The following is a 26,191-nucleotide window of genomic DNA, read 5'->3' on the forward strand; positions in this document are numbered from 1 at the left end:
GAAAAGAAACGCGACCAATAAAAAATGTCCCGTAGGGACTATACTTATCTATAGTTATATTTTTATTTCCTTAATTTAAACTCGGTTTACGCAATAGCTTTCCATTCTCGTTTTCTTTAAATTTCGGAACAAAGACAATTTCCTTTGGTTTTTCGTATTTGTCTAAAACATCAAAAAAGTCAGTGGGGAAATCTTGTTTTTCGCCTTCAATAACCAGAATTAATTTTTCACCTAAAACAGAATCCGGGATTCCGGTTACAAAAAATCGGCTATTGATTTTATCAATTAATTTAGCTTCGATTTGTTCGGGAATCAGCTTCACTCCTCCACTATTGACCACATTATCAATTCTTCCTAAAAATATAAATTGATTTTCTCTTATTATTTCTACCAAATCATTTGTAATAATAGGTTCTTCAGAAATAGTATTGACAGTAATTACCAGACATCCGCGATCATCCTGAGCAATTTTTACATTTGGCAAAACCGTAAAAACTTTTTCTCCTACCTTTTTTGCAGCAATATGCGTAATAGTTTCCGTCATACCATAAGTTTCATAAACTTCTGTTTTTAACGGCAAAACTTTTTCCTCAAGAGCTGAATCCATTTTTGCTCCGCCAACAATCAGTTTTTTGACGTTTTCTAAAGCTTCAATCGAATTTTGAACCTGTAAAGGCACCATAGCAGCAAAATCATATTTTGTCGTATTTAAAGCTAATGGCTGTGTGCTTGGCTCGACAATATCTAAATCAAGCCCTAAAATTAAACTTCGAACTAACATCATTTTGCCGGCTATAAATTTAACAGGCAAACAAAGTAAGGCTTTATCACGAGGTTCCAGTTTAAAAAAATCTCCTGTTGCTAATGCAGATTGAATCATGGCTTGTTTTTGCAGTCTTACCACTTTAGGAAGTCCGGTTGTTCCGGAAGTTCGCATTTCGATATACTCTTTATCATCGAACCAATCCAGCAAAAATTCTCCTATTGATTGTTCATTTGCATCGCCTTCCTTTATATAATCATAACCTATGCGGCATAATTCTACCGCATTAAAATGAAATCCGTTTATTTTAAAATAATTGTGAACGTTTTTATGTGTTAACTGTAACATATATTTTAATTTGATGATTCTACGACATTAATTTTTCCGGTTAATTTTTCTTTCCAGTTACTCCAATTGTACTTTTTTGTAAAAATGAAAAGCAAAATTGGGTAAATCACTACCACAGGCAGGATAACGTCAAGACCTGCAGAAGGTTCTGATAAATCTTTAAAAATAGAATGTGTTTGAAAAACCGTCCAGTCTGAAGTAACCAATAAAGCGCCAACCAAATTATTAGAAGCATGAAAACCCAATGCTAATTCCATTCCTTCGTCCATAAGCGCAAGTACGCCCAAAAACAAACCTGTACCAATATAATAAACCATTATAACGTAACCCATTTTGGCTACTTCGGGATTAAAAACATGCATTGAACCAAAAATAAGTGAAGTCATTAGTAATGGAAACCATTTATTGTGCGCCAAATTAGCAAATCCCTGCATTAAATAACCTCTAAAAACATATTCTTCTGTGCTGGTTTGTATGGGAATTAATATAGAACCTAAAACCACTAAAACTAAAAATGGCACTAATTTAAAATTCCACACAAAATTTTCAGGAGCTCTTAAATAAATCACCAAAAAACTTAATATCGAAAAAACTGACCATAAAAAGAAGGAAAAGAAAACCCTGTTCCAATCGATTTTTTCTCGCGATGTTGTAATAGATAAAAGAGTTTGGTTGTGCAAATACTTCACCACAAAATAAATTCCTGCAAATGCAAATGCAAAAGATATCATAACTAAAAACAAAGTCATATTGGGTTCAAACATTTTCATTACTTCGGCATTATCCGTAGGAAAACCTTTTTTATCCATAAAACTTTCATAGAGAACTGCAACAGAAAAAGGAATTTGACCAATAAACGACGCCGTAATAATAATAACTGATCCAATAAGATATTTCCAAAATTTATTTTCGGGCTTAATTCCTTGTTCTAAAAACATATATTAAAAATTTAAAAATGAGAAATAATATCTTTTAAACCCGGACATGTTTTTCCTCTTAAAAGACATATGATTAATAAGTAAATCTTATTTTTGGTCTTGCTAAAATACCTAAAATTTACTTTAACAGCCTTACAACATATTAAAATTAACAAAATGATACAAATTTACCATAATCCTCGTTGCGGAAAATCAAGAAACTGTCTTGCTTTTATTGATCAGTCAAAACAGGAATACGAGATTATTCCTTATCTGACAGAAACGCCATCTTTTGATGAGCTAAAATCTTTATTACAAAAATTAGATTTACAACCGATTGAATTAGTAAGAATTAAAGAAAAAATATGGATCGAAAATTATAAAGGAAAAGAATTGACCAAAGACGAAATTATTAAAGCAATGGTTGAAAATCCAATTTTAATAGAGCGTCCAATTGTTGTAAAAAACGGAAAAGCGATTATTGGACGAGATTTAGATCTTGTTGCTTCTTTTTTAGATTGATTATAAAGAACCAGATTAACATTTTTTTGTGATTTCCTTCTTTAAACCAAAAGCTACATTTGTGGTCTAAAAAGAAAAAGAAACCAGAAAACACAATGAAACAAATAAAATTTGCTGTATTACTTGTATTGCTTCTTACAAGTTTTTACAATTATGCGCAACAGCCACCAGCCGGAAGAAATAAGGTAAAAGTTACCGGAAAAGTTTTCGAAAAAGTGAGCAAGCAGCCACTGGAGTATGCTACAATTTCGCTTATGGCTCCTAACGATACAAAAGTTATTGCCGGAGGTATTACTAATCCAAAAGGGGAATTCGATATTGCTGTTGCTCCGGGAATTTATGATATAAAAATTGAATTCATATCATTTAAAGCAACCGAAATTAAAGGAAAAGACATTCAGAGTGATACAAATTTAGGTGCCGTTAACTTATCCGAAGATGCAGCGCAATTAAATGAAGTTGTAGTTCGTGCCGAAAAATCGACAGTAGAAATAAAACTGGACAAAAAAGTATACAATGTTGGTCAGGATATGATGGTAAAAGGCGGAACTGTAAGTGACGTTTTAGACAATGTACCATCTGTTTCTGTTGATACAGAAGGAAATGTAAGTTTAAGAGGAAGTGATAATATCCGAATTTTAATCGACGGAAGACCTTCAAACGCTATCAATGTTGCCGAGGCTTTACGTCAGCTTCCGGCAGATGCAATTGATAAAGTAGAAGTTATCACAAACCCATCTGCTCGTTATGATGCAGAAGGAGGTTCAGGATTAATCAATATTATTCTTAAAAAAGGAAAAAACCAAGGTTTAAACGGAACTTTTATTGCGTCAACCGGTCTACCTGAAACCTATGGTTTAAGTGCCAATTTAAATTATAAAACCGAAAAGTTAAACTACTTTACAACTGCAGGTTACAACTACAGAACAAGTGAAGGAGGCGGATTAACAAATACGGAATATTTTAATGCTGACGGAACTCCTAAACGTTACTTAGATGAAGATCGTGACACTAAAAGAACTTCAGACGGATTTAACGGAAGAGCGGGCTTAGAATGGACTGTTGCTCCAAATACTTTTTGGACAAATGCCATAAATTATCAAAAAAGCACAGGAGATTCAAGAGATTTAATCAATTATTATAATTATGATAATACCCATACTTTCACGGGTACATCATTCCGTTTAAACAATGGAGATACAGATAGTGAAAATGTTGAGTATACCTCGAATTTAATTAAAAACTTTAACGATAAAGGACATAAACTTACTGCTGATTTATCGATTTCAAGAAATACAGATGACAGCAATAGTATTATTGATGCCTCTCCAAATTTCAATACGACCTTAAATAATCAGGTTCAAAAGCAAATACAAGTTCAGGCTGATTATGTTTTGCCATTAGGAAAAGGAAGTCAGTTTGAAGCCGGATATAAAGGAAGTTTTGGCGACCTGAACAACAAATATGTTATAACAGATAATGAAGGTGCAGTAGATCCTGATTTATCAAATACATTAGAATACAAAGAAAATATAAATGCACTTTACACCCAATACGGTTTCAAGATAAATAAGTTCTCTTATTTATTTGGGTTACGTTGGGAAGACACCAATATTCAGGTTAACTTATTAGATTCTAACGATTTCAATACTAAAAAATACAACAACTTGTTTCCAAGTGCTTTTATTAGTTATGAAATTTCAGACCAAAGTAACTTCACTGCAAGTTACAGTAAGCGTTTAACAAGACCTAGAGGGCGTTTCATGAATCCTGCAACGAATTACTCCAGTAATATCAATATTTTTCAGGGAAATCCGGACTTAGATCCTTCTTTGACTGATAAATACGATATTGGATACATCAAACGTTGGGACAAATTAACCTTCAATACTTCTGCTTATTTTGAAAACACAAAAGACGTTTTCAGTTTCGTGAGAACTCCCAATGGTACAACAGAAGACGGAACTCCGATTATTTTAAGCAAGCCAATTAACCTTGGAAGAGAACAAAAATTCGGTTTTGAATTTACCCTGAATTATTCGCCATTTAAAGTATGGAGAATCAACAGTAACTTCAATTTTTACAATGTAAAAACTACCGGAGAAAACACTTATACTGATGATTTAGGAAACTTAGTTGTACAAAATCTGGACAATCAAGCCAATACATGGTTTGCCAGAATCAACTCAAAACTAACTTTACCATACAAAATAGACTGGCAATTGAGCGGCGTTTATAATGGCGAACAAAAAACAGCTCAAGGTAAAAATCTTGGACAATTTGCTATGAATACAGCGTTTAGCAAAGACGTTTTAAAAGATAAAGCGACAATTGCTTTCAATATTAGTGACATTTTCAATTCAAGAATCATGAGGTCTTATACGTATCTTCCAAATGATACTACAGGTGAGAGTCAAAATTCTTATGGTGAAATGCAATTCCGTAAACGTCAATTCAATTTATCGTTTACTTATCGTTTTAACAAACCAAAAAGCGAAAGAGACAAAAACGCAGCGCCTAAAAATGAAGGAGATGGCGGAGGAGATTTTCCTGGATAATTTAGGTTAAAATCCATCCCGAAGCTTCGGTATAAATTCCAAATTCCAATTTTATAAGTCTTAATAATTAAGTTTTAGAAATTGGAATTTGGAATTTTTTTTATTGGAATATAATTTTTAGAATAAAAAAAAGGACTCGTTTTCACGGGTCCTTTTTTATGAAATCAATTTAAAATTAAATTGATTGTTCTTGTTTCTTCTTTGCTCTTTTCTCTTTAATCATTTCCCAGCTCGCTCCCGTTACCCAATAAGATACGAAACCAACTAAGAAAAACATCAACCAAAACCCTATAGTTAGTATGGTCAAGAAAAGTAAAAAACCTAAGTACTGTGAAAATTCAAACATGTTTTCCGGAATTTTTGAATGTAAGGACAAATGTAAGTTTTATATTTTTCGTTAGCAATAAAATCCAAATCAATTTTCGTAAAATCACAATTATCCGTATATTTAAACTCATTTTAAATAAGGATTTTTTGCAATTATTTTTTAACTGTCTAAACTAGAAGATTATGAGTGTTTTCAGGAGCTGTTTCATCTTCAAAAGAGAATTTTCAAATCAAAATAAAAAATCCACTACAATCCGCGTCTAATTTCACACAACATTTTACAGATAACATTTTACAAATAACAATATGAAATACAGAATAGAAAAAGACACAATGGGCGAAGTTCAGGTCCCAGCCGATAAATATTGGGGAGCACAAACAGAACGTTCCAGAAATAATTTCAAAATTGGTCAATCGGCATCTATGCCGCAGGAAATTATTGAAGGTTTTGCGTATCTTAAAAAAGCCGCCGCTTATGCAAATTACGATCTCGGAGTTTTACCTATTGAAAAACGAGATGCAATTGCAGCAGTTTGTGACGAAATTTTAGAGGGAAAATTAGACGATCAATTTCCGCTTGTAATCTGGCAAACAGGCTCTGGAACACAAAGTAACATGAACGTAAATGAAGTTATTGCAAATCGTGCTCAGGTTCTTAAAGGTTTTGAAATTGGTGAAGGCGAACAATTTATAAAAGCAAATGATGATGTCAATAAATCGCAGTCATCAAATGATACTTTCCCAACCGGAATGCATATTGCTGCTTACAAAATGATCGTTGAAACCACAATTCCGGGAGTCGAAAAATTACATGCTACTTTATCCGCAAAAGCGAAAGAATTTGCAGCTGTTGTAAAAATTGGACGTACGCACCTTATGGACGCAACGCCATTAACATTAGGACAGGAAATTTCAGGATACGCCGCTCAATTATCTTACGGATTAAAAGCGCTTAAAAATACTTTAGCGCATTTGTCTGAAATCGCTTTGGGCGGAACTGCCGTAGGAACCGGACTTAATACTCCAAAAGGATACGATGTAAAAGTTGCCGAATACATTGCTCAATTTACCAATCACCCTTTTGTAACTGCCGAGAATAAATTTGAAGCTCTGGCGGCGCACGATGCCATTGTTGAAACGCACGGCGCTTTAAAACAACTGGCTGTTTCTTTAAATAAAATTGCAAACGATATCAGAATGCTGGCTTCTGGTCCGCGTTCCGGAATTGGCGAAATCCACATTCCTGAAAATGAACCCGGATCATCAATTATGCCCGGAAAAGTGAATCCAACGCAATGCGAAGCGCTTACAATGGTTTGCGCGCAAGTTATTGGGAACGATATGGCAATTGCTGTTGGCGGAATGCAGGGACATTATGAATTGAATGTTTTTAAACCTGTTATGGCTGCAAATTTCCTTCAATCGGCGAGATTATTAGGAGACGCTTGTGTTTCATTCGACGAACATTGCGCTCAGGGAATCGAACCAAATTACAAACGCATTAAAGAATTAGTAGACAATTCATTAATGTTGGTTACAGCTTTAAACACAAAAATTGGATATTACAAAGCCGCAGAAATCGCACAAACCGCACACAAAAACGGAACAACTTTAAAAGATGAAGCCGTTCGTTTAGGTTACGTAACGCCGGAAGATTTTGACGACTGGGTAAAACCGGAGGAAATGGTTTAGATTTTTGTTTAAAAAAGTTTCAGGTTTCAGGTTTCAAGTTCTGAATCGCGGAAACTAGATTGCAATACATTTAAATAACAAAAGCGGTATAAAACTTTAAAAGTTTTATACCGCTTTTTAACTTGAAACCTGAAACTTGAAATTTTCTTCTATTTCCCGTCTACATACTCTTGCAGATACGCAAATCTTGGTGTTAATTTTCCTTTTTCGGTTATTTTGGCGCGTTTTAAAATTCCGTCTTTGTCACCATTAAAAAAGGCTGGTATAACATGTTCCATAAACTGTTCTCCAAAACCTTCGCTGGCATCTTTGGGAATTTCGCATGGTAAATTATCAACTGCCATAACCACAATTGCTGCCGGATGAAAAACATCAACTTCTTTATTTTCAAGTGGAAAATAGCCATAAATAGGTTCTTCAATTGTTGAAGAACGCAATGTACTGGCGATTGGTCCGTTTACATCACACGAAATATCTGCAACGACTTTTATTTTGCAATCACTTGCATTCAGCATTTCTTTTGTTAAAATCATCGGAGCTCCACTTGCGTGAAAATGACCTGCAAAATAGACATCTGTAACTTTAGTGAATTTTTCAAAATCAGAAACGTAAGCATCAGGATTTTCTACAAAATCATTAAAATCAAGAATCTGTCCGTCAATTCGTTTATTATATTCTAAAACATCCAACTGAACGTAAACGGCTTGCGTGTAGTTTTTAGTCAGGTAATTTTCGATCGTAATTTCTTTTACTTTAATGGCATCTAAAATTTCTTTAGCACCAGACCCAACCTTTCCTGTTCCTGTAATTACAAATTTTAAAGGTGGTAAAGTAATACGTTTTAAATGCATAATCAGGGCATCTTTTCCGGCAAGAGTTTCTGCTTTTGGAAGTTTAAATAATTCAAACTTTATTCCGAAAGCGCGAATTCCGTTATAGACACCAACCATTCCGGCATATTTTCCAAAACCAATTAAACGGCGATTATGTTCGTCGACAATAGTTTCGTGATCATATAAATCAATATTTTTTTCTAAAATTGCTTTTAGCAGCTTTTGATTATATGGTTGTTTCTTAATTGTGTGAGAAAAAAAGAAATATGATTTATTTGGAATTAAATTTTCAACAGGCACTTCTTTTACTCCAAATAATACATCACAATCTGATACATCATCTGTAATAGTTATCCCTAAACTTTTATATTGAATGTCAGAAAAAATCCTGATATCTGAACTTTCTACCTCAACTATAGCGTCGTGGTAAAGCTGTTTTAATTTTGCAAGTTCACCCGGAGCAAACACAACACGCCTGTCTGGTGGGTTTTTTCTTTCTTTTATTATTCCAAATTTCATTTATTTCGGATTAAGATAAATATTAATGTAACTTTTTAGATTCAATTTGTTTCAAATATAACAAAATAAGTTAAAATTTTGTTTCTTTTTTCTGATTTTAAACACATTTATAACGTTACTAGCTGACGTACAATCGACTAACAAAAAAAGAAGTTAAAGCAATGTTAAAAAAAGTTTTCTCAGGGGATGAAAAAACCAAAACATAATTATTGAATTCTATATATTTGTTTTTAAAGAATGATGAAAATGAGCCTCCTTAAAAAAACAAATATACCACAAATACTTTTCTTAATTTTAGTTTTCGCTTCATGCGGAAAAGAAAAAACAACAATCGAAAAACAAACTGTTACAGTCGAAGATACTTTACCAAAAATGAAACCGGCAGGTCCTGAAAAAAGACTTCCGGCAAATTATGCAAACTCAGTTGTAGGGAGAATAAATCATTTTTATACTAAAAACTGGCCGAACAATAGTATGAACGGAAGTTTTTTGGTAGCAAGAAACGGTCAGATTATTTTTGAAAGATATAATGGTTTTGCCAATAAAAACGAAGGAACTAAAATTACGGCAGAAACATCTGTACAAATTGCTTCTGTGAGCAAAGTATTGACTGCTACAGCGGTTTTAAAACTTGTTAATGCCGGAAAAATAGATTTAGACCAAAAAGTAAATACGATTCTAAAAACATTTCCATACGAAGACTGCACGATTAGAATGTTATTGTCTCACAGAACGGGAATGAGAAATTATGCGTATTTTACAGATCATGATAAATCGGTTTGGGACAGGCATAATCAGCTTACGAATAAAGATATATTAGAAATTCTGGCAACAAAAGATATTGGATTGGAGTCAAAAACAGGAACACGTTTTAGCTATTGCAATACAAATTATGCGATTCTTGCACTTATCATCGAAAAAATTACCGGTTTAAAATATAAGGAAGCCATGGCTGAAATGATTTTTAAGCCTTTAGGAATGACGCATACGTATGTTTTTGATGATGATAAGGATCGAAAAGAAATTGTGCCTTCTTATAAAGGTAATGGTGTAGAAATTGGTTTTGATTATCTGGATAATGTATATGGGGATAAAAATGTATTTTCTACGGTAAGGGATCTTTTAAAATTTGACAGGGCACGAAATGCTCCGGGATTTTTAAAACCTGAATTACTAAAAGAAGTTTATACGGGTTACAGCAATGAGCGCAAAGGCGAAAAAAATTATGGTCTTGGTATTCGAATGATCAACTGGGATTCCGGACAAAATTTCTACTTTCATAACGGTTGGTGGCATGGCAATACTTCGTCTTATATTCCGCTTATGAAAGAGCATGTCACTATTATTGCTTTATCAAATAAAATGACGCGAAAAACGTATGCGGTTCGTAAACTGGCTCCAATTTTTGGCGATTATCCGTTTAATTTTAAAGACGACGAATAATAAAATTTTTCTGAAAGTTTTATTATAATAGTAACTTCAAATAGTATAAATTTGCAAACTCATTTTTGGGGTCGACTGGTTTTGACAGCAAGTCGAATTGGAAAGTAAGCACGTCGAGCATTGAGACCTTGCTCGTAAATATAAGATCTTACAATTTTACACGGCGAAAATAACTACGCTTTAGCTGCATAATCCGAATTATAGTAAGATTGCGCCACGTCCCTATCAGATAGGGAAGCTGGATTCTCCTTGAAAGCCTTGGTTTGTGGCGTTCAGTATAGGGGAACCGTAAAAATAAACCTAGATTTCCATGAGCTTCGGGTGGATTTCGAAATTAAGAAGATAAGTGTTGAGTGGTTGTTCCTGACCTAGCTTAACATCGAAAATCTAATCAGGAAATAAACGCGTAGAAAGCTCTTTAGTTGCTTGTTTGGACCCGGGTTCGATTCCCGGCGACTCCACAAAAAAGCCTGTAAACATAAAGTTTACAGGCTTTTTTTTCTCAAAAAAAAAACAAATCACTATTAACAAAATAGTTCAACCACGAAAATTAAATCCCCAAAAAAACTAACAACAATTATTCTAAATCAACATAAATATTATTTATTAAGCTCAAAAAAGCTATTTACTTCATTATTCTAAAAACTTATAACGCAGTCCCAATTCAAAACTATCATTTGCAAAAGCGCCTGTATTTCCCACATAATTAGACGTCGATAAAAAGATGCCCAATTGTTTTAAATCAATACCAAATGATGCCGAAATGGTTTGATTGGTATGATAAAAAGTGGATACATTAAATTTGTATTCGGGCAAATTAAAGCGGGCGCCAATATCAAAAATATCTTTATATCCTTTTACTGCACGATACGCAAATATGGGTTCAAGATTAAAATCATTGATTCGGCTTGACGTATATATTTTATAACTTATAGCAGCATAAAAAGTCGTGCGGTCTACATATTCTTTTACAATGTCATTGTCTTCAAAAAAAAGATGATTTAAATTAGGCAATGTTGCTTGTATGGTCCATAATGAACTGGTATAGGCAATTCCAAAATCTCCATCTAATGTGGCGCCTTCATTAAAATTCTGTAAGGTTGGATCATCAGGATTACCAATTACTTTATCATAATCTACAGAAGCAAAATTTGCTCCTAAGGAAAGTCCGAAGTTTAATTTTTCGTCTTCTCCTCCAATAGGCAGGTGATACGCATAGGTTGCCAAGATTTTTGTTCTGGTGATTAGTCCGGCTTCTTCGCTTCCTAAATTTAATCCAATCCCCACTCTTTCCCTGAAATTGTATTCAAGGGTTGCGCTCATTAATTTTGGATTTCCCGGAACTTCCTGCCATTGTCCCTGATATCCTATATTGGCAATTAATCCTTTTTCTAGTCCTGCCATTGCGGGATTACCTAAATATTTATTTTGAAAATACATCGCCTGAAATTCTTTTAACTGTGCGCTGGCAGTATGGGATATCAGTAGTGCAAAAAATAGGATTACCTGAATATAAAATGATTTGCTGTGTTTTATTTTTATTGTACTCATGTGTCTTTATGATTATGGTATAACAATTATATTTTGTTGCTCCGGTCTTTACTTTTATTGTCTAATTATGGTAATGAATCCCTTAATTTTAGGCAATCCATCTCCCAGATTAATTAGATAGTAATAGGTATCATCATTTAATGGAGAACCTGTATAAGAACCATCCCAAGTATTATTATAATTATTTTTGGCATATACTATTCTTCCTCCACGATCATACACAGTGACTGAATTATTTGGATATAAATTAATATCCTTAATTTCCCAATAATCATTTACGCCGTCTCCGTTTGGTGAAAGAATATTTGTTCCTGCAACTTTATCCGGAAGAACCTTTCTGTTAATAATGACGGTATATGTTTTTTTAGTAATGCCATCTTCGGCAGTAACTTCTACTTTAATTATATTATCGCCTGCAATTAAAGGCAATTCTCTGCTTTCGCCGTCGTTAACCGCTATTCCGTTTAGTGTCATAACTGCTGATGGATCGCTTAATAAAGAGGTTACGGCAACGCTGGCAATATTACTTTCAACTGTTGCCGTATAATTGGTAACAGCGGGATCGAATGCCGGATTTAAAATTCCTTCACTAATAGAAAGATCTACTAATGTCGCATCATTTAATACTGCTCTGGTCACTGTAATGGTATAGGTTTTAATTGTAACACCATCCTGCGCCGTAACCTGGGTAACAATTATATTGGGTCCGGTTACCAATGCAATTGCATTAGATGGATTTCCGGTTGGTACCACTACTCCATTTACGGTTATTGCTGCAGATAAATTTTCTGATGTTGGTGTTATTGTTACTGAATTTGTTTCGCTGCCAACGGTAGCGGTATAAGAGGTTACATTTGGCGAAAACGCTGGACTTAACACATCATTACTAATTGTTAGGTTTGCCAGATTTGCATCTGATGAAGGCGTTACGGCTAAAATTCCGTTGACATAACTAATTATATAATTTGAAGATACTGCTCCGCTTACGGTAATTGGATAACTTCCAACCGGACTTGCCGTATTTGCAGTCGTACTAATTGTTGGCTGTGTTGAAAGATTTGCGTTTGTATCTCCGTTTACAAATCCGGTATAACTTGCCGTTAAAAGCGGGTTTGCTTCTCCATAGATTTTCGTTTTATTATCGGCTGTAATAGTCAATAGTGCTTCGGTAATGGTTAGATTTCCATCAACATAACTAATTGTATAATTGTTGGATACTGCCCCATTTGCTTTAATTGGATATGTTCCTACTGCGCTTCCCAAACCTGCTATTGTGCTAATTACGGGCTGTGTGGTAAGACTTGCATTTGTATCGCCATTTACAAATCCTGAATAAGCTGCCGTTAATGCCGGATTTACTGTTCCGTATACTTTGGTATTATCATTGGCTGTAATGGTTAATGCTGCAGTCGTTACCGTTAGAGTTCCATCAACATAAACAAAAGTATAATTGTTAGATGTGGCTCCGCTTGCGGTAATTGGATAGGTTCCAACTGCACTGTTAATATCTCCCGTTGTTATAATTACTGGCTGGGTTGTCAGGCTTGCGCTCGTATCTCCGTTTACAAATCCCGCATAATTCGCTGTCAAAATTGGATTTGCTGTTCCGTAAATTTTCGTCTGATTATCTGCTGTAATGGTTAATGTCGCCGCAGTTACCGTCAAAGTCCCGTCAACATAATTAATGACGTAATTAGAAGATAAAGCCCCGCTTGCCGTAATTGGATACGTTCCTACTGCGCTGTTTAAAACTCCAATTGTAGTGGTTGATGGCTGAGCCGATAAATTAGCATTGGTATCTCCGTTTACAAATCCGGTATAAGTTAACGTTAAAGGAGGATTTACTTCTCCGTAAATTTTAGTCTCATTATCAGCTGTAATAGTTAGTGTTGCGGTGGTTATTGTTAAACTTCCATCGACATAACTAATGGCATAATTAGGAGATAAAGCACCGCTTGCCGTAATTGGAAATATACCTACCGGACTACTTGTATCTGCAATTGTGCTAATTGTTGGCTGAGTGGTTAAACTAGCTGCTGTATCTCCATTTAAAAACCCTGAATAACTTACTGTTAAATTCGGATTTGCCTCTCCGTATACTTTAGTCGCATCATTTGCTGTAATAATCAGCGTCGCCGTAGTTATCGTTAAAGCGCCGTCAACATAATTTATAGTATAATTGTCAGATGTTGCTCCGCTTGCTGTTATTGGGTATATTCCTACTGCACTATTTATAGTTGCTGTTGTACTAATAACCGGAAGTGTTGTTAGACCGGTTTCTGTATCGCCGTTTACAAAACCTGTATAAGTTGCTGTCAATGCGGGATTTATTGTTCCGTATGCTTTAGTATCATTATTTGCTGTAATGGTTAATGTTGCTGCTGTTACTGCCAAAGATCCATCTACATATACAACTGTATAATTGTCTGTTACGGCTCCGCTTGCTGTGATTAAATAAGTTCCTACCGGACTGTTAACATCAGCCTGAGTTGTAACTATTGGCTGGGTTGTTAAGCTGGCGCTGGTATCGCCATTTACAAATCCGGTAAAACTTACTGTTAAATTTGGATTTACTTCTCCATAAACTTTTGTCTGAGCATCAGCTGTAATGGTTAGAGTTCCTGTTGTTACGGTTAAAAGTGCATCAACATAATTAATGGTATAATTGTCTGATGCTGCTCCGCTTACCGTAATTGGGTACGTTCCTACTGCACTGTTTACATTAGCGATAGTACTTATAGTTGGTGCCGTAGTTAAACTAGTACTGGTGTCTCCGTTTACAAATCCTGAATAACTTGCAGTTAAAATTGGATTTATAGTTCCATAAACTTTAGTCTGAGCATCGGCTGTAATTGTTAATGTTGCAGTCGATACCGTTAGAGTTCCGTCAACATAAACAAAAGTATAATTGTCAGATACTGCTCCGTTTACTGTAATTGCATACGTTCCCACGGGGCTTGATGTATTTGCGATTGTTGCAATTGTTGGTAAAGTTGTTAAACTTGCACTCGTATCTCCGTTTACAAATCCGGTATAACTTGCGGTTAAAGCTGGATTTGTTTCTCCGTAAATTTTAGTTTGAGTATCAGCAGTAATCGTTAATTCTGCTTTAGCTATTGCTAATGCACCATCAACATAGCTAATTGCATAATTGTTTGATGTCGCCCCGCTTGCAGTAATTGCATATATCCCTGCGGGACTTGCAGTATCTGCAATGGTATTTGCGGTGGCTTCAGTGGTTAAACTTGTACTCGTATCACCATTTACAAAACCAGAATACATTACGGTTAAAAGAGGATTTGCTTCTCCATAGATTTTAGTTTTATTTTCACTCGTAACAACAAGATTTGCTGTATTTACAGCTAAAGTACCATCTACATAAACAATTGTATAATTATCTGATGTTGCCCCGCTTGCGATAATTGGATAGCTTCCAACTGCACTTGCTGTATTTGCAACTGTACTTATTGTAGGCTGTGTTAATAAATCAGCGCTGGTATCGCCATTTACAAATCCTGTATATGTTACCGTTAATGTTGGATTTACTTCTCCGTAAATCTTAGCTTTATTTTCGACCGTTATAGTCAGCAAAGTAGAAGAAGTTACACTTAATGTTCCTGCAACTTCATTAATACTATAATTAGATGCTGTCGCCCCGCTTACGGTAATTGGATAATCTCCCACAGGACTTCCTGTAACGGCTGTAGTACTTAGTATTGCGGGAGTGGTAAGATTAGCTTCTGTATCGCCATTTAAAAATCCGGTGTAAGTTGCTGTTAAAACCGGATTTATATCTCCGTAAACTTTATTCTTATTATCTGCCGTAATCGTTAATGATGCAGTTGTTACTGTTAAAGTTCCATCAACATATGTAAATGTATAATTTGAAGATACTGCTCCGTTTGCTGTAATTGCATACGTTCCAACGGGGCTTAATACATCTGCAAGTGTAGTTATCGTTGGTAAAGTAGTTAAACCTGCACTGGTATCTCCATTTACAAACCCTGAATAACTGGCTGTTAATGTTGGATTTGCTGATCCATAAACTTTAGTCTGAGCATCGGCTGTAACCGTTAATACTGCAGTTGTTACTGTTAAAGTTCCATCAACATAAACAAATGTATAATTTGGCGAAACTGCTCCATTTGCTGTAATTGCATACGTTCCAACGGGACTTGATGTATCTGCAAGTGTAGTTATTGTTGGCTGAGTTGTTAAACTTACACTCGTATCACCGTTTACAAATCCTGAATAACTTACTGTTAATGTTGGATTTATAGTTCCATAAACTTTAGTCTGAGCATCGGCTGTAATCGTTAATACTGCAGTTGTTACTGTTAAAGTTCCATCAACATAAACAAAAGTATAATTTGGCGAAACTGCTCCGTTTGCTGTAATTGCATACGTTCCAACGGGACTTAATATATCTGCTAAAGTTGCAATTGTTGGCAGAGTTGTTAAGCTTGCACTCGTATCACCGTTCACAAACCCTGAATAACTTGCTGTTAATGTTGGATTTGCTGCTCCATAAACCTTAGTCTGAGCATCGGCTGTAATCGTTAATACTGCAGTTGTTACTGTTAGAGTTCCATCAACATAAACAAAAGTATAATTTGGTGAAACTGCTCCGCTTGCCGTAATCGCATACGTTCCAACCGGACTTAATATATCTGCTAAAGTTGCAATTGTTGGCAGAGTTGTTAAACTTGTACTTGTGTCGCCATTTACAAATCCTGAATAACTTGCTGTTAATGTTGGATTTGCTGATCCATAAACTTTAGTCTGAGCATCGGCTGTAATCGTTAATACTGCAGTTGTTACCGTTAGAGTTCCATCGACATAACTAATTGCATAATTGCTGGATGTAGCTCCATTTGCTGTAATTGCATAAGTTCCAACTACACTTGCTGTATTTGCAATTGTATTTGCGGTGGCAGCTGTCGTTAAACTCGTGCTTGCATCACCATTTACAAAACCGGAATATGTTACGGTTAAAACAGGATTTGCCTCTCCGTAAACTTTTGTTTTATTTTCACTGGTAACAACAAGACTTGCCGTATTTACCGTTAAAGTACCATCTACATAAATAATTGTATAATTATCAGACGTTGCTCCGCTTGCTGTAATTGCATATGTTCCAACTGCACTTGCTGTATTTGCAACTGTACTTATTATGGGTTGTGTTAACAGGTCAGCGCTCGTATCTCCATTTACAAATCCGCTATACGTTACTGTTAATCCAGGATTTGCTTCTCCGTAAATTTTAGACTTGTTTTCGACCGTGATAGTTAATATTGTTGAACCGCCTACAGTTAATGAACCATCTACATAATTAATACTATAATTAGAAGAAACTGCTCCGCTCGCTGTAATTGGATAAGTTCCAACCGGACTACTTGTAACAGCTGTGGTATTTAATATTGGCGGAGTGGTAAGATTAAGTTCCGTGTCACCATTTACAAATCCGATATAACTTGCGGTTAAAACTGGATTTACATCACCATAAACTTTGCCTTTATTATCAGCCGTTATCGTAAGCGTTGCAGTAGTTATGGTTAAAATTCCATCAGTATAACTAATTGTATAATTTGGCGAAACTGCTCCGCTTGCTGTAATTGCATACGTTCCAACGGGGCTTGATGTATCTGCTAAAGTTACAATTGTTGGCAGAGTTGTTAAACTTGTACTTGTATCGCCATTTACAAACCCTGTATAACTTGCGGTTAATGTTGGATTTATTGCTCCGTAAACTTTTGTCTGGGCATCGGCTGTAATGGTTAATACTGCAGTTGTTACCGTTAGAGTTCCATCAACATAAGTAAATGTATAATTTGAAGATGTTGCTCCGCTTGCTGTAATTGCATATGTTCCAACGGGGCTTGATATATCTGCTAAAGTTGCAATTGTTGCCGGAGTCGTTAAATTCGTTACTGTATCGCCATTTACAAATCCTGAATAGCTGGTTGTTAAAGTTGGATTTGCTGATCCATAAACTTTAGTTTGAACATCGGCTGTAATTATTAATACTGCAGTTGTTACCGTTAAAGTTCCATCAACATAAGTAAATGTATAATTTGGCGAAACTGCTCCATTTGCTGTTATTGCATATGTTCCAACCGGACTTGTTGTATCTGCAACTGAACTGGCGATTGCCGGAGTCGTTAAACTCGCTACTGTGTCTCCATTTACAAATCCTGAATAACTGGCGGTTAAACTTGGATTTGATGACCCATAAACTTTAGTTTGGGCATCGGCTGTAATTGTTAATACTGCTGTGGTTACCGTTAAAGTTCCATCAACATAAGTAAATGTATAATTTGAAGATGTGGCTCCGCTTGCCGTAATGGCATAAGTTCCAACCGGACTTGTTGCATCAGCAATTGTACTGGCGATTGCCGGAGTTGTTAAACTCGTTACTGTATCTCCATTTACAAATCCTGTATAACTTGCCGTTAATGTTGGATTTGCAGATCCGTAAACTTTAGTTTGAGTATCGGCTGTAATTGTTAATACTGCTGTAGTTACCGTTAAAGTTCCATCAACATAAGTAAATGTATAATTTGAAGATGTGGCTCCGCTTGCCGTAATTGGATATGTTCCAACGGGACTTGATGCATCGGCAATTGTACTGGCGATTGCCGGAGTTGTTAAACTCGTTACTGTATCGCTATTTACAAATCCTGAATAACTAGCTGTTAAAGCTGGATTTATAGTTCCATAAACTTTAGTCTGGGCATCTGCTGTAATTGTTAATACTGCTGTAGTTACTGTTAAAGTTCCATCAACATAAGTAAATGTATAATTTGAAGATGTCGCGCCGCTTGCTGTAATTGGATATGTCCCAACTGCGCTGGTTACATCAGCAATTGTACTGGCGATTGCCGGAGTTGTTAAACTCGTTACTGTATCTCCATTTACAAATCCTGAATAACTAGCTGTTAAAGTTGGGTTTGCAGATCCATAAACTTTAGTTTGAGCATCGGCTGTAATAGTCAACACGGCAGTTGTTACTGTTAGAGTTCCATCAACATAAGTAAATGTATAATTTGGCGAAACTGCTCCGCTTGCTGTAATTGCATACGTTCCAACGGGACTTGATGCATCGGCAACTGTACTCGCGATTGCCGGAGTTGTTAAACTCGTTACTGTATCTCCATTTACAAATCCTGAATAACTTGCCGTTAAAGCTGGGTTTGCAGTCCCATAAACTTTAGTTTGAGCATCGGCTGTAACCGTTAATACTGCTGTAGTTACCGTTAAAGTTCCATCAACATAAGTAAATGTATAATTTGGCGAAACTGCTCCATTTGCTGTAATGGCATACGTTCCAACCGGACTTGTTGTATCTGCTATAGTACTTGCGGTTGCAGGAGTGGTTAAACTCGCTACTGTATCCCCATTTACAAATCCTGAATAACTTGCTGTTAAAGCTGGGTTTGCAGATCCGTAAACTTTTGTCTGAGCATCGGCTGTAATTGTTAGTACCGCCGTTGTTACCGTTAAAGCTCCATCAACATAAGTAAATGTATAATTTGGCGAAACTGCTCCATTTGCTGTAATGGCATACGTTCCAACAGGACTTGTTGTATCTGCTATTGTACTTGCGGTTGCCGGAGTCGTTAAACTCGTTACTGTGTCTCCATTTACAAATCCTGAATAACTGGCGGTTAGTGTAGGGTTCGCAGATCCATAAACTTTCGTTTGGGCATCTGCCGTAATCGTTAATACTGCTGTATTTACCGTTAAAGTACCATCTACATAAACAATTGTATAATTATCCGATGCTGCTCCGCTTGCTGTAATTGCATACGTTCCAACTGCACTTGCTGTATCTGCAATTGTACTTATTGTGGGTTGTGTTAACAGGTTAGCACTAGTGTCTCCATTTACAAATCCGCTATAGGTTACTGTTAATGCCGGATTGGCTTCTCCGTAAATTTTAGACTTATTTTCTACTGTAATAGTCAATATTGTTGAGCCTCCTACGGTTAATGAACCATCTACATAATTGATATTATAATTAGAAGAAACTGCTCCTGAAACAGTAATCGGGTAGGTTCCTACAGGACTGCCCGTAACTGCTGTGGTATTTAATACTGGCGGAGTAGTAAGGTTGAGTTCTGTGTCACCATTTACAAATCCGGTAAAACTTGCCGTTAAAACTGGATTTACATCGCCATAAACTTTAGATTTATTATCAGCTGTTATTGTTAATACTGCTGTAGTTACCGTTAAAGTTCCATCAACATAAGTAAATGTATAATTTGGCGAAACTGCTCCACTTGCTGTAATTGCATACGTTCCAACCGGACTTGTTGTATCTGCAACTGTACTGGCGATTGCCGGAGTGGTTAAACTCGTTACTGTATCTCCATTTACAAATCCTGTATAACTAGCTGTTAATGTTGGATTTGCTGATCCATAAACTTTAGTCTGAGCATCTGCCGTAATTGTTAATACTGCAGTTGTCACAGTCAGAGTTCCATCAACATAAGTAAATGTATAATTTGGCGAAACTGCTCCGTTTGCTGTAATGGCATACGTTCCAACCGGACTTGATGTATCTGCTATTGTACTTGCGGTTGCAGGAGTGGTTAAACTCGCTACTGTATCTCCATTTACAAATCCTGAATAACTTGCTGTTAAGGCTGGGTTTACAGATCCGTAAACTTTAGTTTGGGCATCTGCCGTAATTGTTAATACCGCAGTTGTTACAGTCAGAGTTCCATCAACAAAAGTAAATGTATAATTTGGCGAAACTGCTCCACTTGATGTAATTGCATACGTTCCAACCGGACTTGATGTATCTGCTATTGTACTTGCGGTTGCAGGAGTGGTTAAACTCGCTACTGTATCTCCATTTACAAATCCCGAATAACTTGCTGTTAAAGCTGGATTTACAGATCCATAAATTTTAGTCTGGGCATCGGCTGTAATTGTTAGTACCGCCGTTGTTACCGTTAAAGCTCCATCAACATAAGTAAATGTATAATTTGGCGAAACTGCTCCGCTGGCTATAATGGCATATGTTCCAACTGCGCTGGCTGTATCGGCAACTGTACTGGCGATTGCAGGAGTGGTTAAACTCGCAATCGTATCTCCATTTACAAATCCTGTATAACTTGCTGTTAAGGCTGGGTTTACAGATCCATAAACTTTAGTTTGATTGTCGGCTGTAATTGTTAATACTGCAGTGGTTACTGTTAAAGTTCCATCAACATAAGTAAATGTATAATTTGAAGATGTCGCTCCACTTGCTGTAATTGCATACGTTCCAACCGGACTTGTTGTATCTGCTAATGTACTTGCGGTTGCAGGAGTCGTTAAACTCACACTTGTATCGCCATTTACAAATCCTGAATAACTTGCCGTTAATGTTGGATTTGCATCTCCGTAAACTTTACTTTGATTATCTGCCGTGATGGTTAAATTCGCTTTGGTAACTGTTAAGGTTGCACCTGATGTATAACCAATTGTATAATTATTTGACGTTGCACCACTTACTGTAATTGGATAAACTCCAACAGAACTTGCAGTATCTGCTGTTGTTGTGGTTATTGGCAGTGTAATTAAATCTGCTTCTGTATCTCCATTTACAAATCCTGTATAAGTAACCGTTAAAGTTGGGTTTGCAGATCCATAAACTTTTGTCTGATTATCTGCTGCAATAGCTAAATTAACTGGGTTAACAGTCAAAATTCCGTCAACATAACTGATGTCGTAATTAGCATTAACCGCACCGCTTGCTGTAATTGGATAACTCCCAACCGGACTTGCTGCATCTGCTGTTGTAGAAATCGTTGGAGCTGTAGTTAAGCTCGCGACGGTATCACCATTAACAAATCCCGTGTAAAATATCGTTAAGGTTGGATTGGCAGCTGCATAAACTTTACTTTTATTATCGGATGTAATTGTCAATACTGCCGGAGTCACCGTACTAGATGCTGTAGCTAAATTTATAGTAGCCGCGCTATCGCTGGTCAAAACTACATCTCCTGAATAACTTCCTACATCAATTGTACCTTTTAATCAAATATATACTGGTGTAGATGCAATAACGCCTGCTGCTCCAATAGTTAGTGTATTAGTAAAAGTTATATCATCAGTACTTACTTCAAATCCTAAAGGCGAAGTCACTACGATTCCTTCAAACATATCGGTTCCGGAAATATTAAAAGCAGCAGATGTTGATGCGGTACCATACGTAGCAGTCAATGCTGGTAAAATATCTGTAACCAGTATAGTTGGCGGTGCGGTTCTCGTTACAGTAATCGTATAAGTTTGTGTTGTTGTACCATCTTGTGCCGTTACTATTGTCGTAATAACATTAGAACCCACTGCTAAAGCAATCGATCCCGACGCATCTCCGCTAATTACAGCAGTTCCGTTTACTGTTACTGTAGCATTAGTATCTGTTGTAACAGGAGTCACCGTCAAACTACTGCTGGCATTAGGAACAGTAAAAGTATAATCTAACGTTCCACTTGCAAAAACCGGAATTAAGGTTCCTTCACTTACACTTAAATTACTTAATGTAGCAACATTATTAAGTGTAGTTACAGCTGCAGGATTTCCTGTAGCAACCGTCGAAAAATATAATTCATTCCCAACAGAACCATTGTATTCAACTGTCATTACCTGATAATTTGTATTAGCAGTTAAACCAGTTATAGTAACTGTTGTTCCTGTACCGTTGTAAACACAATACCAGCCTGTTGTGCCAATTTGTGTTCCTGTACCAAAAATAGCATTAGCTGTATAAGTCGCAGAATCTAACGGTAAAGGGCTGCCGCTTGCTCCTGCATATACAAATACTGCTCTTGAAGCCCCGTTTCCGTTTACCCAAGTGGCTGTAGTCGCGATTCCTGTTGTATTCGAAAAAACAACATTAGTTGCCTGAACAGTTGGTGCAAATAACGGACTATTACGAAAAACTGAAATCGTACTTCCGGTATTATGATTAACGGCAATATCATCTTTTCCGTCCCCATCCAAATCTCCCAATACTAAGTCGGAAGTGCCGGTTGTACTGGGTATTTTTAATGGAGTAGCAAAACTTAGAGATCCGCCTGCGGTTGCCGTATTTCGCATAATATGCAAAAAAGCACTGCTTGAAGCAACTAAATCGGGCATTCCATCTCCATCAATATCTGAAATTGCTGCGTCAACCTGAATATTTCCAATAGCTAAATTTACCGTTGTATCAAAATTAATATTTCCGCTTCCTGAAGATGTATTGAGAAAAACAGATATAGAATTGCTGCCATTATTTGCAACAGCAATATCTAGTTTTCCGTCCTTGTTTAAATCTCCAATCGCGCCATATAAAGGAGATGTACCCGTAGTAAATGTCTGTATGGGTGCAAAAGTAATAACACCGGTTGTTGACGTATTGCGATAAACTGAAATATGAGTGCTTCTGTTATTAGTTGTAATCATATCTGTTTTATTATCCCCATCCAAATCCCCCATTAATATATCAGCAGGGCCAAAATCAGAAGGGAAATCTATTTTAGCAGCAAAATTAATATTTCCAATTCCTGAAGATGTATTTCGCAAAACCGAAACTGTATTACCAATATTATTGCCTACAGCCAGATCTATCTTACCATCTCCATCAATATCGGCAATGCCTACGCTAAGTGGATTTGCGCCTGCTACAGCAAAAGTCATCTGGGCAGCAAAATTAATATTTCCGGTTCCCGAGGAAGTATTTCTTAAAACAGACACTAAAAGACTGGTTCCAAAGTTTACTGCCACAATATCTAATTTACCATCACCATCAAAATCACCAACAGCCATTTTTCTTGGAGTATCAGTAACAGCAAAATCAACCTTTGCAGCAAAAGAAGCAGAAGTAATAGAACCACTGGCAGATATATTGCGATAAATAGAAATAGATGGTACAGCTATATTATTTATTGCTAAATCTGCCTTGCCATCTCCATCAAAATCCCCAATAGTTATACCACTTGAAGAAGTACCGGCTGTTGCAAAGTCAACTTGAGGAGTTATATCATCAATGGTTATTTTTCCTTTATTTGGTGTAAAATTTGTGCTAAAAGGTAAAGAAGAATATCCTGCTAAAACTGTAGTGGTATTAAGTACAGATATAGGTTCATAAGTTGTTCCCACCGGAACTGTGACCGTTATACTTGTTGAAGTTGCAGCAGTAATTACAGCTTTAACTGCACCAAAAAATACAATATTATCTGTCGCTGTTGCACCAAAATTAGTCCCCGTAATAGTAACTGTCGTTCCTACCGGACCATTTTGCGGGCTAAAAGTCGTTATAACAGGCGGTCCAACTCTGGTTACTGTGACCGTATAAGTTGTAGTTGTTATTCCGTCTTGCGCTGTTACTACGACAGGAATTACATTTGGACCGGTTACCAAAGCTATTGCTCCGGAGGCATTTCCGCTCAATACCGCTATCCCATTTACCGTGACTGTTGCAGTGTTGTTGGTAACAACAGGAGTAACCGTCATGCTACTGGTAGCATTGCTTACAGTTGCAGTATAATTTGTTGTTCCTGTAGCAAAAACCGGGTTTAAAGTACCTTGACTTATGGTTAAGTTATTTAGTGTTGAAATGTTGGAAAACAAGGGAGTATTACGCAAAACTGATATATTAGAACTTGTAGTATTACTAATCACAACATCATTTTTACCGTCTCCATCTAAATCTCCAACTGCTATTGCGTTTGTAATATCACCTGGTGAGGATATGAAATCTACTTTTGCGGCAAAACTGGCAGCTGCGCCAACTACACTATTTGTATTATGAAAAACAGATAAAAAACCTGTTGCAGTACAAGCGGCTATATCAATACCTCCATCTCCGTCTATATCTGCAATAGTGACCGCTTTTGCATTTCCGTTCGTTGAAAGATCAACTTTTGTATCAAAACTTATATTTCCCGGACCTGATGATAAATTGCGAAAAACAGAAACCGTATTAGTAGTTGAATTACTAACTGCAAAATCTATTTTTCCATCTTTATTAATATCTCCAACTGATATGAAATTAGGATTTGGTCCAGTAGGAAAACTTACCCGTGCAGCAAAATTAATCACACCAATTGTCGATATATTGTTAAAAACTGATGCTGTGCCACTACTTGTCAGATTCGCTACAAGAGCATCAACTTTAGTATCGCCATCAATATCAGCAAGAACCAGCGCATTGCCTGTAGCAGAAGAAGGAAAACTTACATAGGGAGCAAAATTAATATTTCCTGATCCCGATGATATATTGCGATAAACTAATAGTGCATTATTATTACTAACAAGGGTAAGATCAGCTTTACCATCTCCGTCAATATCTCCAATTTTTACATCAAGAGGATTAATTGCAGAAGTAAGAATAACAGCAGCTGCAAAGCTAATGTCACCAGCACCGGAAGATGTATTAAGTAAAACTGAAATATTAGACCCAATAACATTAGTTACTACAAGATCTGGTTTTCCATCTCCATCCAAATCACCGGCTGCTATACCTCCTGGATTATTGGGAGAAGTTATATTTACTGGAGTAGTAAAAGAAGAGGAACTAATTGTACCGGTGACCGAAGTATTACGAAAAATTGATATTAAATTAGAATTTCTATTATTCACAGCAATATCAGACTTACCATCTCCATCAAAATCGACAATACATAACAAATATGTTGCAAAACCGGTAGAAAAATTAACGGCACTAGACATATCACTGTTTGCTATAGTACCCTTATTAGGTGTAAAAGTCGTTACAAATGGTTCCCTTGAGTAACCGAATAAAACAGTACTTCCATTTAATACAGATATAGGTTCGTATGTCGCCCCAATAGGAACAGTAACTGTTAAACTCGTACTGCTCGCAACAGTAACGGTAGCTTTGGTTGCACCAAAAAATACTATATTTTCAGCTGTTGTTGCACCAAAATTAGTACCTGTAATGGTAACTGTAGTTCCCACCGGACCGCTTTGCGGACTAAAACTGCTTATAGTTGGTGCTTGCCCAAACCCTAAATTAAAAAAAAGCAACCCTAAGATTAAAAGTATAATTTTCTTCATATTACCAGTAATTAAAATTTGACATAAATCGATAGAAAAATTTAACCAAAAAAATACTATTAATTTAAAATAAGACGCAAAAAAGGTCCTATTACAATTTGAAGTATCTTCAGATTATAGAATAAGGCATATCATTTTAATACAATTAAAACAATAACAAAACGGCTTTTAGCAATAGATTTAAATAAGACGAATAATCTTATTAATAAAATAATTTTTCATTTGAAAAATGAAAAGAGGTATTGTGGCTTTTGAATTACTAAGGTATTGAATTTCAGCATACAAAAAACAAATAAAAAATTTAATTTTCATTTTTTAGGATTATTTGAACGTAAAAACATGTTAAAATTCGTTATTTTACTGGGACTAATTCCATTAAAAAAAAATTGAATAAAAATTAAAATACAGCTCAAAAATCATTGATTATTTAAAAAAAGACATAAAAAAAAGAGAGCTTTCGCTCTCTTTTTTAGCCAAAAAAATTTCGAAACTTCTCTTTTTTAAATATTTAAGAAGTTTAAAAAACAAAAACTATAAAACTTAGGTTTAAATTACAATGCAAATATTGGACTTATTTGGATCTGTTTTTGCCACTAAAAGTTGTTAGATTTGTAGTTTAAGACAAACTTTGCAAGTCATTTTGGTTACCCCTTATTTGTCATT

Annotated in this window: 10 protein-coding genes and 1 other RNA gene; 5 read left to right on the forward strand and 6 right to left on the reverse strand. The window is 35.9% G+C overall.

The annotated features are described in order from the left end of the window. Positions 1-70 precede the first annotated feature (70 nt). Together OLM54_RS10190 and OLM54_RS10195 are read right to left on the reverse strand one after the other, a co-directional pair. Positions 71-1,111 (reverse strand): AMP-binding protein, encoded by a 1,041-nt coding sequence (locus tag OLM54_RS10190; RefSeq protein ID WP_264538473.1) that lies wholly within the window; start codon positions 1,109-1,111, stop codon positions 71-73. A gap of 5 nt (positions 1,112-1,116) precedes the next feature. Beyond that, positions 1,117-2,049, reverse strand: a complete 933-nt coding sequence (locus tag OLM54_RS10195) for a CPBP family intramembrane glutamic endopeptidase (protein WP_264538474.1) — start codon at positions 2,047-2,049, stop codon at positions 1,117-1,119. Positions 2,050-2,205: 156 nt separating this feature from the next. On the opposite strand from OLM54_RS10195, the gene OLM54_RS10200 reads away from it, so the two are divergent. From OLM54_RS10200 to fumC, 3 genes are all read left to right on the forward strand, one after another. Beyond that, the gene (locus OLM54_RS10200) at positions 2,206-2,550 is read left to right on the forward strand and encodes an arsenate reductase family protein (RefSeq protein ID WP_264538475.1); all 345 of its coding nucleotides are present in this window, start codon (positions 2,206-2,208) and stop codon (positions 2,548-2,550) included. A 95-nt stretch (positions 2,551-2,645) separates the two neighbouring features. After that, a complete protein-coding gene (locus OLM54_RS10205) occupies positions 2,646-5,108 on the forward strand; it encodes an outer membrane beta-barrel family protein (protein ID WP_264538476.1) in 2,463 nt (820 codons plus the stop codon). A 633-nt stretch (positions 5,109-5,741) separates the two neighbouring features. After that, positions 5,742-7,127 (forward strand): class II fumarate hydratase, encoded by a 1,386-nt coding sequence (fumC, locus tag OLM54_RS10210; RefSeq protein ID WP_264538477.1) that lies wholly within the window; start codon positions 5,742-5,744, stop codon positions 7,125-7,127. Between the two features lie 149 nt (positions 7,128-7,276). On the opposite strand, the gene OLM54_RS10215 is transcribed toward fumC, so the two are convergent. Next, positions 7,277-8,479 carry an NAD(P)-dependent oxidoreductase gene (locus OLM54_RS10215; protein ID WP_264538478.1) on the reverse strand — a complete coding sequence of 401 codons (1,203 nt, stop codon included), beginning with the start codon at positions 8,477-8,479 and terminating at the stop codon, positions 7,277-7,279. A gap of 240 nt (positions 8,480-8,719) precedes the next feature. Between OLM54_RS10215 and OLM54_RS10220 the strand changes: the two genes are divergently transcribed. Both OLM54_RS10220 and ssrA read left to right on the forward strand, forming a co-directional pair. Next, complete coding sequence (locus OLM54_RS10220) at positions 8,720-9,922, forward strand: serine hydrolase domain-containing protein (RefSeq protein WP_264538557.1); 1,203 nt, start codon at positions 8,720-8,722, stop codon at positions 9,920-9,922. Positions 9,923-9,989: 67 nt separating this feature from the next. Continuing rightward, positions 9,990-10,386, forward strand: a transfer-messenger RNA (tmRNA) gene (gene ssrA / locus OLM54_RS10225). Between the two features lie 169 nt (positions 10,387-10,555). Here the strand turns inward: ssrA and OLM54_RS10230 are convergent. The 3 genes from OLM54_RS10230 to OLM54_RS10240 are packed head-to-tail and all read right to left on the reverse strand — an operon-like array spanning position 10,556 to position 25,528. Further along, positions 10,556-11,473 (reverse strand): PorP/SprF family type IX secretion system membrane protein, encoded by a 918-nt coding sequence (locus tag OLM54_RS10230; RefSeq protein WP_264538479.1) that lies wholly within the window; start codon positions 11,471-11,473, stop codon positions 10,556-10,558. Between the two features lie 54 nt (positions 11,474-11,527). Next, on the reverse strand, positions 11,528-21,457 hold the full coding sequence (locus OLM54_RS10235) for an MBG domain-containing protein (protein WP_264538480.1): 9,930 nt from the start codon (positions 21,455-21,457) through the stop codon (positions 11,528-11,530). Positions 21,458-21,502: 45 nt separating this feature from the next. After that, positions 21,503-25,528, reverse strand: a complete 4,026-nt coding sequence (locus OLM54_RS10240) for a beta strand repeat-containing protein (RefSeq protein ID WP_264538481.1) — start codon at positions 25,526-25,528, stop codon at positions 21,503-21,505. Between the last annotated feature and the right edge of the window lie 663 nt (positions 25,529-26,191).

Origin of the sequence: Flavobacterium sp. N1736, assembly GCF_025947065.1 — a bacterium.
Classification (GTDB): Bacteria; Bacteroidota; Bacteroidia; order Flavobacteriales; family Flavobacteriaceae; genus Flavobacterium.

Bases quoted from the DNA above. Each gene is read 5' to 3' on its own strand.
- OLM54_RS10205 (WP_264538476.1), top strand. From the start codon at position 2,646: ATGAAACAAATAAAATTTGCTGTATTACTTGTATTGCTTCTTACAAGT.
- fumC (WP_264538477.1), top strand. From the start codon at position 5,742: ATGAAATACAGAATAGAAAAAGACACAATGGGCGAAGTTCAGGTCCCA.
- OLM54_RS10220 (WP_264538557.1), top strand. From the start codon at position 8,720: ATGAAAATGAGCCTCCTTAAAAAAACAAATATACCACAAATACTTTTC.
- OLM54_RS10190 (WP_264538473.1), bottom strand. From the start codon at position 1,111: ATGTTACAGTTAACACATAAAAACGTTCACAATTATTTTAAAATAAAC.
- OLM54_RS10200 (WP_264538475.1), top strand. From the start codon at position 2,206: ATGATACAAATTTACCATAATCCTCGTTGCGGAAAATCAAGAAACTGT.
- OLM54_RS10230 (WP_264538479.1), bottom strand. From the start codon at position 11,473: ATGAGTACAATAAAAATAAAACACAGCAAATCATTTTATATTCAGGTA.
- OLM54_RS10240 (WP_264538481.1), bottom strand. From the start codon at position 25,528: ATGAAGAAAATTATACTTTTAATCTTAGGGTTGCTTTTTTTTAATTTA.
- OLM54_RS10195 (WP_264538474.1), bottom strand. From the start codon at position 2,049: ATGTTTTTAGAACAAGGAATTAAGCCCGAAAATAAATTTTGGAAATAT.
- OLM54_RS10215 (WP_264538478.1), bottom strand. From the start codon at position 8,479: ATGAAATTTGGAATAATAAAAGAAAGAAAAAACCCACCAGACAGGCGT.